We start from the raw sequence: 11,928 nt of genomic DNA, 5'->3' as shown, positions 1-11,928 counted from the left end.
GAGGCGCAGCATGCGCTTCAGACACAGAGCCGCGGCAGCGTTCGCGACACTGATGCTCCCCTTCGCCGGCCTGGTCGGCCTCGCGAGCCCCGCCCAGGCCGCGACGTCCGCCACCGCCACCTACACCAAGGCCTCCGACTGGGGCACCGGATTCGAGGGCAAGTGGACGGTGAAGAACACCGGCACCACGTCCCTCAGCTCCTGGACCGTCGAGTGGGACTTCCCCTCCGGGACGTCCGTCACCTCCGCCTGGGACGCCGACGTCACCTCGTCCGGCACCCACTGGACCGCCAAGAACAAGTCCTGGAACGGCACCCTCGCCCCCGGCGCCTCCGTCTCCTTCGGCTTCAACGGCACCGGCTCCGGCTCCCCCGCGGGCTGCAAGCTCAACGGCGGCAGCTGTGACGGCACCACCGTCCCCGGCGACGCACCGCCCTCCGCCCCCGGCACCCCCACCGCCTCCGGCATCACCAACACCTCGGTGAAACTGACCTGGAGCGCCGCCACCGACGACAAGGGCATCAAGAACTACGACGTCCTGCGCGACGGTGCGAAGATCGCCACCGTGACGACGACCTCGTACACGAACACCGGCCTGACCGCCGGTACCTCCTACTCCTACTCCGTCCAGGCCCGCGACACCGCCGACCAGACCGGCCCGGTCAGCGGCGCGGTCGCCGTGCGCACCACCGGCGGCACCACCGACCCGCCGCCCACCGGCAACAAGGTCAAGCTCGGCTACTTCACCGAGTGGGGCGTCTACGGCCGCAACTACCACGTCAAGAACCTGGTGACCTCGGGCTCGGCCGCGAAGATCACGCACATCAACTACGCCTTCGGCAACGTCAAGGACGGCAAGTGCGTCGTCGACGACACCTACGCCGCCTACGACAAGGCGTACACCGCCGACCAGTCCGTCAGCGGCACCGCCGACACCTGGGACCAGCCGCTGCGCGGCAACTTCAACCAGCTCCGCCAGCTCAAGGCCAAGTACCCGCACATCAAGGTGCTGTACTCCTTCGGCGGCTGGACCTACTCCGGCGGCTTCGCCCAGGCCGCGGCCAACCCCGCCGCCTTCGCCGCCTCCTGCAAGGCCGTCGTCGAGGACCCGCGCTGGGCCGACGTGTTCGACGGCATCGACATCGACTGGGAGTACCCCAACGCCTGCGGCCTGACCTGTGACACGTCAGGACCCGCGGCCTTCAAGAACCTGATGCAGGGCCTGCGTTCGTCGTTCGGCTCGAACTACCTCGTCACCGCCGCCATCACCGCCGACGGCTCCGCCGGCGGCAAGATCGACGCGGCCGACTACGGAGGCGCCGCCCAGTACCTGGACTGGTACAACGTGATGACGTACGACTACTTCGGCGCCTTCGACGCGGACGGCCCCACCGCCCCGCACTCGCCGCTCACCTCGTACTCCGGCATCCCGACCGCGGGCTTCAACTCCGCCGACGCGATCGCCAAGCTGAAGGCGAAGGGCGTCCCGTCCGCCAAGCTCCTGCTCGGCATCGGCTTCTACGGCCGCGGCTGGACCGGCGTCACCCAGTCCGCCCCCGGCGGCACGGCGACCGGCGCGGCTCCCGGCACCTACGAGGCGGGCATCGAGGACTACAAGATCCTCAAGACGTCCTGCCCCGCCACCGGCACCGTCGCGGGCACGGCGTACGCGCACTGCGGCAGCAACTGGTGGTCCTACGACACTCCCGCGACGATCGCCGGAAAGATGACCTGGGCCAAGAACCAGGGCCTGGGCGGCGCGTTCTTCTGGGAGTTCAGCGGTGACACCGGCAACGGCGAGCTGGTGAGCGCCATCAACAGCGGCCTGCAGTAGAGCCGTCAGGCCACATTGACGCGCTGACCGGGCGGGGCTGCCTCCAGCCACGCGAGGAAACCGGTCAGCGCGTCTTCGCTCATGGCGAGTTCGAGACGCGTGCCCCGGTGCAGACAGGTGAGGATGATCGCGTCGGAGAGCAGCGCCAGCTCCTCCTCGCCCTCGGGGAGGCGACGGCCGGCCACCTCGATCGAGGAACGCTCCAGGACGCGGCGCGGGCGGTAGGCGTAGGAGAAGACGCGGTACCACTCGACGCGGTCACTGTTGTAGCGGGCGACGCCGTAGCTCCAGCCCTTGCCGCTGGTGTCCGTTTTCTCGGGGACGTCCCAGCGCAGGGAACAGTCGAACGTGCCGCCGGAGCGCTGGATGAGTCTGCGGCGCAGGCCGAAGACGAACAGCCCCAGGACCACCAGGGCCACGACGATTCCGCACACAGTCAGAGCGAGGACCATCGACACCGACCTCCTCGTCTCCTAAGTACCCGAAATAGGTAACGGAACGGAAAAAACATCCATATCTGCCTCAGCCGCGGTCGGCTCCGGATTGCTCCGGTGCCGGCCGCGGCTGAGTGACGTCATCGCATCCGCGCTGGGTTCAGCGCGCCGCCGCCGCACGCAGTCGTACGTCCGCACGACGCTCGGCGTGGGCGTCGCCCTCCGCCTTCGCGCGCTCGAGCTCGCGCTCCGCGCGCTGGACGTCGATCTCGTCCGACAGCTCGGCGATCTCGGCCAGCAGCGACAGCTTGTTGTCGGCGAACGAGATGAAACCGCCGTGCACCGCGGCGACGACCGTTCCACCGTCACTCGTACGGATGGTCACCGGGCCCGACTCCAGCACACCGAGCAGCGGCTGGTGACCGGGCATGACGCCGATGTCGCCGGACGTGGTGCGCGCGACGACCAGGGTGGCCTCGCCCGACCAGACCTCTCGGTCGGCCGCGACCAGCGCGACGTGCAGCTCAGCAGCCAAGGTGGCTCCTCGGGTCACCACCCGGCGGTTCTGCCGGGTGTTGGTTACAAGTCTAGTAGGCGTGGCTGAGGGGGCGGGACGCGCCCGCCCCCTCACACGTGACTCAGAGCTCAGAACTCTTCAGGTCCGAGTTCAGGAGACGCCCAGCTCCTTCGCGTTCTTCTTCAGGTCCTCGATGCCACCGCACAGGAAGAACGCCTGCTCCGGGAAGTGGTCGTACTCGCCGTCGATGATCGCGTTGAACGCGGTGATCGACTCCTCCAGCGGCACGTCCGACCCGTCGACGCCGGTGAACTGCTTGGCGACGTGAGTGTTCTGGGACAGGAAGCGCTCCACGCGACGGGCACGGTGGACGGTGAGCTTGTCCTCCTCGCCCAGCTCGTCGATACCGAGGATCGCGATGATGTCCTGGAGGTCCTTGTACTTCTGCAGCACCGTCTTGACGCGCATGGCGGTGTTGTAGTGGTCCGCCGCGATGTAGCGCGGGTCCAGGATGCGGGACGTGGAGTCCAGCGGGTCCACGGCCGGGTAGATGCCCTTCTCGGAGATCGGACGGGACAGCACCGTCGTCGCGTCGAGGTGGGCGAACGTGGTGGCCGGGGCCGGGTCGGTCAGGTCGTCCGCGGGCACGTAGATCGCCTGCATCGAGGTGATCGAGTGACCACGGGTCGAGGTGATGCGCTCCTGGAGGAGACCCATCTCGTCGGCCAGGTTCGGCTGGTAGCCCACCGCGGAGGGCATCCGGCCGAGCAGGGTCGAGACCTCGGAACCGGCCTGCGTGAAGCGGAAGATGTTGTCGATGAAGAACAGCACGTCCTGCTTCTGCACATCGCGGAAGTACTCCGCCATGGTCAGACCCGCGAGGGCCACGCGCAGACGGGTGCCCGGGGGCTCGTCCATCTGACCGAAGACCAGAGCGGTCTTGTCGATGACACCCGACTCCGCCATCTCCTCGATGAGGTCGTTGCCCTCACGGGTGCGCTCGCCGACACCGGCGAACACGGAGACACCGTCGTGGTTGTTGGCGACGCGGTAGATCATCTCCTGGATGAGCACCGTCTTGCCGACGCCGGCACCACCGAACAGACCGATCTTGCCGCCCTTGACGTACGGGGTCAGCAGGTCGATGACCTTGACGCCGGTCTCGAACATCTCGGTCTTCGACTCGAGCTCGTCGAAGTTCGGCGCCTTGCGGTGGATGGGCCAGCGCTCACCGTCGTAGGTCTCGTCGACGTTCAGCACCTCACCGAGGGTGTTGAACACCTTGCCCTTGGTGAAGTCGCCGACCGGGACGGTGATGCCCGTGCCGGTGTTGGTGACGGCGGCCTGGCGGACCAGACCGTCGGTGGGCTGCATCGAGATCGTGCGGACCAGGCCGTCACCCAGGTGCTGGGCGACTTCCAGGGTCAGCGTCTTCTTCTTGCCGGCCTCGGCCGGGTCGGAGATCTCGACATGAAGGGCGTTGTAGATCTCCGGCATGGCGTCGACGGGGAATTCCACGTCGACGACCGGGCCGATGACCCGGGCGACGCGGCCCGTGGCAACGGCCGTCTCAACTGTCGTCGTCATTACCTGTCACTCCCCGCGGTCGCGTCGGCCAAAGCTGCAGAGCCACCGACGATCTCGCTGATTTCCTGGGTGATTTCGGCCTGGCGGGCCGCGTTGGCAAGGCGGGAGAGGGTCTCGATGAGCTCTCCGGCGTTGTCGGTCGCCGATTTCATCGCACGCCGCGTCGCGGCGTGCTTGGAGGCGGCCGACTGGAGAAGCGCGTTGTAGATGCGGCTCTCCACGTAGCGCGGCAGCAGGGCGTCGAGGACGTCCTCCGCCGACGGCTCGAAGTCGAACAGCGGAAGGATCTCGTCCTTCGTCGCCGACTCCTGAGCCACCTCGTCGAGGCTGAGCGGCAGCAGCCGGTCGTCGAGCGCCGTCTGCGTCATCATCGACACGAACTCGGTGAACACGATGTGGATCTCGTCCACACCGCCGTCCGCCGTGTCCGTCTCGATGGCCTCGATCAGCGGAGCCGCGACCTTCTTGGCATCCGCGTACGTCGGCTGGTCGGTGAACCCGGACCACGACTCCGCGACCTTGCGCTCACGGAAGTTGTAGTGGGCGAGGCCACGGCGGCCGACGATGTACGTGTCGACCTCCTTGCCCTCACGCTCCAGGCGCTCGGTCAGCTGCTCCGCCGCCTTGATGGCGTTGGAGTTGAAGGCACCGGCCAGACCGCGGTCGCTGGTCAGGAGCAGTACCGCGGACCGCACGACCGTCTCGGCCTGCGTGGTCAGCGGGTGCTTCGTGTTCGAGCCGGTACCGACCGCCGTGACCGCGCGGGTGAGCTCGGTCGCGTACGGCGCGGAGGCCCTCACCTTGCGCTGCGCCTTGACGACGCGCGAGGCGGCGATCATCTCCATCGCCTTGGTGATCTTCTTGGTCGCGGTGACGGATCGGATGCGACGCTTGTAGACCCGGAGCTGGGCTCCCATGAGTCAGGTCCCTTCCTTACGTCACTTGGCCGCGGCCGGGGCGTCCTCGCCCAGGAGCTTGCCGTCCGAGGTCTCGAACTGCTTCTTGAACTCGGCGATGGCGTCCGCGATGGCGGTGAGGGTGTCGTCCGACATCTTGCCGCCCTCCTTGATGGAGGTCATGAGGCCCTGCTCCTTGCGGTGCAGGTACTCCAGGAGCTCCTTCTCGAAGCGGCGGACGTCGGAGACCGGTACTTCGTCCATCTTGCCGGTGGTACCGGCCCACACGGAGACGACCTGGTCCTCGGTCGGCATCGGCTGGTACTGAGGCTGCTTGAGCAGCTCGACCAGCCGCTGACCGCGCTCCAGCTGCGACTTCGACGCGGCGTCCAGGTCGGAACCGAAGGCGGCGAACGCCTCCAGCTCACGGTACTGGGCGAGGTCGAGGCGGAGCCGGCCGGAGACCTGCTTCATCGCCTTGTGCTGCGCGGAACCACCGACTCGGGAGACGGAGATACCGACGTTCAGCGCGGGGCGCTGACCGGCGTTGAACAGGTCCGACTCCAGGAAGCACTGGCCGTCGGTGATGGAGATGACGTTGGTCGGGATGAACGCCGACACGTCGTTGGCCTTGGTCTCGACGATCGGCAGACCGGTCATCGAGCCGGCGCCCAGGTCGTCGGAGAGCTTCGCGCAGCGCTCCAGCAGACGGGAGTGCAGGTAGAAGACGTCGCCCGGGTAGGCCTCACGGCCCGGCGGGCGGCGCAGCAGCAGCGACACGGCGCGGTAGGCGTCGGCCTGCTTCGACAGGTCGTCGAAGATGATCAGGACGTGCTTGCCCTCGTACATCCACTGCTGGCCGATGGCCGAGCCGGTGTACGGGGCCAGGTACTTGAAGCCGGCCGGGTCGGACGCCGGGGCGGCGACGATGGTCGTGTACTCCAGCGCGCCGGCCTCGTCCAGGGCGCCCCGCACGGAGGCGATGGTCGAGCCCTTCTGGCCGATGGCGACGTAGACGCAGCGGACCTGCTTCTTCGGGTCGCCCGAGCGCCAGTTGTCGCGCTGGTTGATGATCGTGTCGACGGCCAGGGCGGTCTTGCCGGTCTGGCGGTCACCGATGATCAGCTGACGCTGACCACGGCCGACCGGGGTCATCGCGTCGACGGCCTTGTAGCCGGTCTCCATCGGCTCGTGCACCGACTTACGGGCCATGACGCCCGGGGCCTGCAGCTCCAGGGCGCGTCGGCCGCTGGTCTCGATCTCGCCGAGGCCGTCGATCGGGTTGCCGAGCGGGTCGACGACGCGGCCGAGGTAGCCCTCGCCCACGGCCACCGACAGGACCTCGCCGGTACGGGTGACCGGCTGACCCTCCTCGATGCCGCTGAACTCACCGAGGACGACGCAGCCGATCTCGCGCTCTTCCAGGTTGAGCGCGAGGCCGAGGGTGCCGTCCTCGAACTTCAGCAGTTCGTTGGCCATGGCCGAGGGCAGGCCCTCGACCTTCGCGATGCCGTCGCCGGCAAGGGTGACCGTACCGACCTCCTCGCGCGAGGCCGCGTCCGGCTTGTACGACTGGACGAAGTTCTCCAGCGCGTCCCGGATCTCCTCCGGCCGGATCGTGAGCTCCGCCATCTGGGTTCCCTGCTCTCCTTGTTGGGCCCGAAGTTTCACTTTGGGGTCTGGGGGCGACCCCCAGGATTCTTCTGCACGGCCCAACATGGGCCGTAATAAGTACGTACTGCTGTGAAGTTGCTGCTAGCTCGCCATGCGGCGGCCGGCGTCCTCGATGCGGTCCGCGATGGAGCCGTTGATGACCTCGTCACCGACCTGCACCCGGATCCCGCCGAGGACCTCGGGGTCCACGTCGAGGTTGAGGTGCATCGTGCGGCCGTAGAGCTTCGCGAGGGCGGCACCCAGGCGCTGCTTCTGCGGGTCGCTCAGCGGTACCGCCGAGGTGACGACGGCCACCATGCGGTCCCGGCGCTCGGCGGCGAGCTTGGACAGGGACTCCAGTCCCGCTTCCAGGCTACGTCCCCGGGGCGCGGTCACAAGGCGCGTCACCAGACGCTCGGTGGTCGCGGCGGTCCGGCTGCCGAGCAGGCTGCGCAGCAGCTCGCCCTTGGCCGAGGCCGGGGCCCTGCGGTCGGTCAGCGCGGCACGCAGCTCGGTGCTCGAGGTGACGATCCGGCCGAACCGGAACAGCTCGTCCTCGACGCTGTCGAGCGTGCCCGCCTGCTGCGCGGCCGTGAGGTCGGCGAGGGCGGCCAGCTGCTCCAGCGCGTCCACCAGGTCGCGCGACTGTGACCAGCGGGAACGCACCAGACCGGACACCAGGTCGACGGCCTGGCCGCCGACCTGGGAACCGAGCAGGCGCTGGGCCAGTTCGGCCTTGGCCTCGCCGGACTGCGACGGGTCGGTCAGGACCCGACGCAGCGACACCTCGCGGTGCAGCAGCGCGGTGACGGCGGCCAGCTCGTCGGCGAGCGAGCCGGCGTCCACGGACGTGGAGTCCGTCAACGCGTCGAGACGCTCGCGTGCGGCTGCCAGGGCCTCGCGGCTCGCTCCGTTCATCGGCTGGCCTCGGCCTTCTCCTCAAGCTCACCGAGGAAGCGGTCGATCACGCGGCTCTGGCGGGCGTGGTCCTCGAGGGACTCGCCGACCAGCTTGCCGGCCAGTTCGGTCGCGAGCGTGCCGACGTCCTGGCGCAGCGCGGACGCGGCGGCCTTGCGGTCGGCCTCGAGCTGGGAGTGACCGGCGGCGACGATCTCCTCGCGCTGCCGCTGGCCTTCCGCACGCATCTCGGCGATGAGCGCGGCACCCTGCTCCTGCGCCTCCTGGCGCAGCCGCGCGGCCTCGTGGCGTGCCTCGGCGAGCTGGGCCTTGTACTGCTCAAGGACGCTCTGGGCCTCGGTCTGTGCGGCCTCGGCCTTCTCGATACCGCCCTCGATGGCCTCGCGACGCTCTTCCAGAACCTTGTTGATGGTCGGGAGGAGCTTCTTGGCGAGGAAGCCGAAGACGATGACGAAAGCGATGAGGCCGATGACAACTTCCGGCCACGGCGGGATGAGGGGGTTCTCCTTCTCACCCTCAGCCGCCAGGAAAACCAGGGCGGATGTCACATCAGTGCCTTTCGTCGAAAGGGTCGGTCGTCAGTGTTCGTCTTAGTAGACGAACGGCATGACGAGACCGATCAGGGCGAGCGCCTCACAGAAGGCGAAGCCCAGGATCTGGTTGGCGCGGATCAGGCCGGCCGCCTCGGGCTGGCGGGCAAGAGCCTGCGTGCCGTTACCGAAGATGATGCCGACGCCGACGCCGGGGCCGATGGCCGCAAGACCATAACCGACGGAGCCAAGGTCACCGGTGACAGCAGCGAGGGTCTGGGACATGCCAGTTCTTCCTTCTCTTTACGGACCGGTGGGGGTTGGCCACCGGACGACTCTGGGGTGTTCGAAAAGCGGCGGTGCTCAGTGGTGCTCGGCGAGCGCGCCCTGGATGAAGGTGCAGGTCAGGAGGACGAAGACGTACGCCTGAACTGCCTGGATGAAGAGCTCGAAGGCCGTCATCACGATGACCATCACGAACGAGACGGCGGAGTAGGCGATGCCGATGCCGTTCAGCATGTACCAGCTGGCGATCGTGAACAGCAGCAGCAGGGTGTGGCCGGCGAACATGTTCGCGAACAGTCGCACCGCGTGAGTGAACGGGCGGACCAGCAGGTTCGAGAAGAACTCGATGGTCATGGCGAGCGGGAGCACCGGGCCCAGCGACTTGTCGTAGCCGGTGAAGTTCTTGAAGGCGCCCACGAAGCCGTGCCGCTTGAAGGTCAGGGAGACCCAGGTGATGTAGACGATCAGGGCCAGGATCGCCGGGTAGGCGATGATCGACGTCACCGGGAAGGCGGCGACCGGGATGATCGACCAGAGGTTCATCATCCAGATGAAGAAGAAGAGCGAGACGGCGAGCGGTACGTACTTCTCGCCCTCCTTCTTGCCGATCGTCTCGTAGACGATGCCGCGGCGTACGAAGTCGTAGCCGGCCTCGGCGACCATCTGGAGCTTGCCGGGGACCAGCTTCGGCCTGGCGAACGCGGCCCAGAAGAAGCCCACGATGATGACGGAGCCCAAAAGCGCCAGCAGCATCGGCTTGTTGAAGTAGAGGCCGTTGCCGTCGGCGTCGCCCAAGAGCGGCTCGAACAGGAACGAGTGCAGGCCCGGAGCCGGGAAGCCACAACCGTCGAACAGGTGGCAGTCGGTCTCGAAGGCGAGCGTCTGCGTCGGGTCAGCACTCACCGCGGGCTCCTTCAGCGTGGCGCATAGGTACGGCAACCTCGTTGTGTCGGCGCGGCGCGCAGCCGCGGTTCGGCACGGGACAGGTGTTTCGGATATGGGGGCGGCTGGGGGGCATCTCGCCTCGCGATTGAGCAGGCGTCAGCTCAGATGCCCGCGCCCGCGATGCCGCAGTTGGCACCGGACGATAGCAGCATCTCTGTAGCGCCCTTATCCCGGCCCTACCCCTCACGACGAGTGCCCCGTCTTTTCGGGCTTGTCGCCCGAGGACTCGGGCTCGACGTAGAGGATCTTGGACTTCATGTGCGCGCGCGTCTGGGCGGCGGTCCACACGAGGGTGCCGACGACGAGCGTGATCGCGAAGGCCCGGGCGTTGAACAGAGTCGTGTTCTTGAAGGCCGCGAGGAAGATGAAGAGCAGCAGGATCTGTGCCGCGTACAGCATCAGGCCCATCGCCTGGAACAGGTGCGGAAGCGATTTGGCAGTGCGCTGCAGAACGTAGAGACCGATTCCCATGAACAGGATCACGATCAGCGTCGCGACGCCCGCCCCGACCGCTCCCTTGCCACCGGCGACCACACCACTGACGACGGCGGCTACAGCGCCGACGGCTGCTGTGGGCACAGCGGCCTGGAGCAGGATCCGGACGTCGTTGGACGGCATGGCGGCAACTCCGCTTTCACAGGGGGCAGGGGTGTCGTCATGGACGAGCGTAGTCCCGGGCTGAGGGGATACCTCACGCCAAGGGACCGTCGCACTGCGGTCCTTCGGCTCTATCCGGGGTTCTCGTGAACCGTATCACAAACTATTTGATGCGGTCTTTACCAAGTGGTGTGCTCGGCGTCACACATGAGAGTGACAGTGCCCGTCTGTGCGAGACTCGGGGCGACTTGTCTGGTATTGGGGAGCTTTGCTTCCCCACGAGTTGGCAATGCTCTAGTCAGATTCTTACCTTGTCCCGTCAGCGGGACGTCTCGGCCTTCCGCCTCTCCAGGGGACGCGAACGCGCGCCGAGGGCGGTCGCGCCGTTGACGCCGGCCACCCCCGCGGTCACGGGAGCGCGGCTCTCCTCCTCCACCGCGGGCGCCGGCACGGGCTCCTCGACGACCGCCCGGCGCCGCCGGTAACGCGGCGGCACGAAGTGCTCGGCCCAGCGCGGGGCGCGCGGGGTGAAGCGGGGCAGCAGGAGCAGCGCGAGGCCGATCGCGCTGAGGAAGACGACGCCGAGCACGATCCACATGGACGCCGAGTTCACCGAGTAGGCGAGCGCGCCGAAGGCGATCAGCGCCGACCAGAAGTACATGATCAACACCGCCCGGCTGTGCGAGTGGCCGACCTCCAGCAGGCGGTGGTGCAGGTGCCCCCGGTCCGCCGCGAACGGCGACTGGCCGCGCCAGGTGCGGCGCACGATCGCGAGGATCAGGTCGGCGGCCGGGATCGCGATGATCGTCAGCGGCAGCAGCAGCGGGATGTAGACGGGCACCGTCTGGTGCACGGCCGCCTTCTCGGAGCCGGCGAACAGCTTCAGCGCGTCCGGGTCGACCTGCCCGGTGATGGAGATGGCGCCGGCCGCCAGCACCAGGCCGATGAGCATCGACCCGGAGTCGCCCATGAAGATCCGCGCGGGGTGCATGTTGTGCGGCAGGAAGCCCAGGCACATGCCCATCAGGATCGCCGCGAACAGCGTGGCGGGGGCGGCGGCCTCGATGCCGTACGAGACCCAGACCCGGTAGGCGTAGAGGAAGAACGCGGCCGCGGCGATGCACACCATGCCCGCGGCGAGGCCGTCGAGGCCGTCGACGAAGTTGACCGCGTTGATGGTGATGACGACGAGCGCGACCGTCAGCAGGGTGCCCTGCCACTGGGTCAGCGCGACCGAGCCGACGCTGGGGATGGGCAGCCACAGGATCGTCAGACCCTGCATGACCATCACGCCCGCGGCGATCATCTGGCCGCCCAGCTTGATCAGGGCGTCGATCTCGAACTTGTCGTCCAGGACGCCGATCAGCCAGATCAGGGCGGCTCCGGACAGCAGCGCCCGGGGCTCGTTGGACTTGGAGAAGACCTCGTTGAGGTTTTCGAGGTGGTCGGCGACCAGCAGGCCCGCGCACAGGCCGAAGAACATGGCGATCCCGCCGAGCCGCGGAGTCGGTTCCCGGTGCACGTCACGGGCCCTGATCTCCGGCATCGCTCCGGCGACGATCGCGAACTTCCGTACCGGCCCTGTCAGCAGATACGTCACCGCGGCCGTCACGCAGAGCGTCAGCAGGTATTCACGCACAGGCTTCCCCACAGGTCTCGCTGGCCATCTCAGCCCCACACACTAGCGACGGACGCATACGGTTGGGGACTTCCGGGTAGCGACGATGGTTGC

Annotated in this window: 12 protein-coding genes; 1 reads left to right on the top strand and 11 read right to left on the bottom strand. The window is 67.8% G+C overall.

What is annotated here, in order from left to right:
- Positions 1-10: 10 nt before the first annotated feature.
- Positions 11-1,834, top strand: coding sequence for a glycoside hydrolase family 18 chitinase (locus QFZ76_RS34410; RefSeq protein WP_307677334.1), 1,824 nt, complete (start codon positions 11-13; stop codon positions 1,832-1,834).
- 5 nt (positions 1,835-1,839) lie between these two features.
- Here the strand turns inward: QFZ76_RS34410 and QFZ76_RS34405 are convergent, their stop codons facing one another.
- From QFZ76_RS34405 to QFZ76_RS34355, 11 genes are all read right to left on the bottom strand, one after another.
- A complete protein-coding gene (locus QFZ76_RS34405; RefSeq protein ID WP_266433768.1) occupies positions 1,840-2,286 on the bottom strand; it encodes a DUF2550 domain-containing protein in 447 nt (148 codons plus the stop codon).
- A 142-nt stretch (positions 2,287-2,428) separates the two neighbouring features.
- Positions 2,429-2,803 (bottom strand): F0F1 ATP synthase subunit epsilon, encoded by a 375-nt coding sequence (locus tag QFZ76_RS34400; RefSeq protein ID WP_266433771.1) that lies wholly within the window; start codon positions 2,801-2,803, stop codon positions 2,429-2,431.
- A gap of 132 nt (positions 2,804-2,935) precedes the next feature.
- Positions 2,936-4,372, bottom strand: coding sequence for a F0F1 ATP synthase subunit beta (gene atpD, locus QFZ76_RS34395; protein ID WP_307677333.1), 1,437 nt, complete (start codon positions 4,370-4,372; stop codon positions 2,936-2,938).
- A complete protein-coding gene (locus QFZ76_RS34390; RefSeq protein WP_307677332.1) occupies positions 4,372-5,289 on the bottom strand; it encodes a F0F1 ATP synthase subunit gamma in 918 nt (305 codons plus the stop codon). The genes atpD and QFZ76_RS34390 overlap by 1 nt, the downstream gene beginning before the upstream one ends.
- Positions 5,290-5,310: 21 nt before the next feature.
- A complete protein-coding gene (atpA, locus tag QFZ76_RS34385) occupies positions 5,311-6,900 on the bottom strand; it encodes a F0F1 ATP synthase subunit alpha (protein WP_307677331.1) in 1,590 nt (529 codons plus the stop codon).
- 123 nt (positions 6,901-7,023) lie between these two features.
- Positions 7,024-7,839, bottom strand: coding sequence for a F0F1 ATP synthase subunit delta (locus tag QFZ76_RS34380; protein WP_307677330.1), 816 nt, complete (start codon positions 7,837-7,839; stop codon positions 7,024-7,026).
- Positions 7,836-8,387 carry a F0F1 ATP synthase subunit B gene (locus QFZ76_RS34375; protein ID WP_266433783.1) on the bottom strand — a complete coding sequence of 184 codons (552 nt, stop codon included), beginning with the start codon at positions 8,385-8,387 and terminating at the stop codon, positions 7,836-7,838. The genes QFZ76_RS34380 and QFZ76_RS34375 overlap by 4 nt, the downstream gene beginning before the upstream one ends.
- Positions 8,388-8,429: 42 nt before the next feature.
- Positions 8,430-8,654: an ATP synthase F0 subunit C gene (gene atpE / locus QFZ76_RS34370; RefSeq protein ID WP_018521144.1), complete on the bottom strand. Its 225-nt coding sequence runs from the start codon at positions 8,652-8,654 to the stop codon at positions 8,430-8,432.
- A gap of 78 nt (positions 8,655-8,732) precedes the next feature.
- The gene (gene atpB / locus QFZ76_RS34365; RefSeq protein ID WP_307677328.1) at positions 8,733-9,557 is read right to left on the bottom strand and encodes a F0F1 ATP synthase subunit A; all 825 of its coding nucleotides are present in this window, start codon (positions 9,555-9,557) and stop codon (positions 8,733-8,735) included.
- Positions 9,558-9,782: 225 nt separating this feature from the next.
- The gene (locus tag QFZ76_RS34360; protein ID WP_307677327.1) at positions 9,783-10,217 is read right to left on the bottom strand and encodes a hypothetical protein; all 435 of its coding nucleotides are present in this window, start codon (positions 10,215-10,217) and stop codon (positions 9,783-9,785) included.
- Positions 10,218-10,515: 298 nt separating this feature from the next.
- Positions 10,516-11,835 (bottom strand): MraY family glycosyltransferase, encoded by a 1,320-nt coding sequence (locus QFZ76_RS34355; RefSeq protein ID WP_307677326.1) that lies wholly within the window; start codon positions 11,833-11,835, stop codon positions 10,516-10,518.
- Between the last annotated feature and the right edge of the window lie 93 nt (positions 11,836-11,928).

It is taken from the genome of Streptomyces sp. V4I2 (assembly GCF_030817655.1).
Taxonomy (GTDB): Bacteria; Actinomycetota; Actinomycetes; order Streptomycetales; family Streptomycetaceae; genus Streptomyces; species Streptomyces plumbiresistens.
The sequence above is the reverse complement of the archived record's forward strand: the minus strand, read 5'-3'. Positions and strand labels throughout refer to the sequence as shown.

What these genes read in the sequence shown, in the direction of transcription:
- QFZ76_RS34380 (WP_307677330.1), bottom strand. Translation starts at nt 7,839, where the DNA reads ATGAACGGAGCGAGCCGCGAGGCCCTGGCAGCCGCACGCGAGCGTCTC.
- atpD (WP_307677333.1), bottom strand. Translation starts at nt 4,372, where the DNA reads ATGACGACGACAGTTGAGACGGCCGTTGCCACGGGCCGCGTCGCCCGG.
- atpE (WP_018521144.1), bottom strand. Translation starts at nt 8,654, where the DNA reads ATGTCCCAGACCCTCGCTGCTGTCACCGGTGACCTTGGCTCCGTCGGT.
- atpA (WP_307677331.1), bottom strand. Translation starts at nt 6,900, where the DNA reads ATGGCGGAGCTCACGATCCGGCCGGAGGAGATCCGGGACGCGCTGGAG.
- QFZ76_RS34405 (WP_266433768.1), bottom strand. Translation starts at nt 2,286, where the DNA reads ATGGTCCTCGCTCTGACTGTGTGCGGAATCGTCGTGGCCCTGGTGGTC.
- QFZ76_RS34410 (WP_307677334.1), top strand. Translation starts at nt 11, where the DNA reads ATGCGCTTCAGACACAGAGCCGCGGCAGCGTTCGCGACACTGATGCTC.
- QFZ76_RS34360 (WP_307677327.1), bottom strand. Translation starts at nt 10,217, where the DNA reads ATGCCGTCCAACGACGTCCGGATCCTGCTCCAGGCCGCTGTGCCCACA.
- QFZ76_RS34390 (WP_307677332.1), bottom strand. Translation starts at nt 5,289, where the DNA reads ATGGGAGCCCAGCTCCGGGTCTACAAGCGTCGCATCCGATCCGTCACC.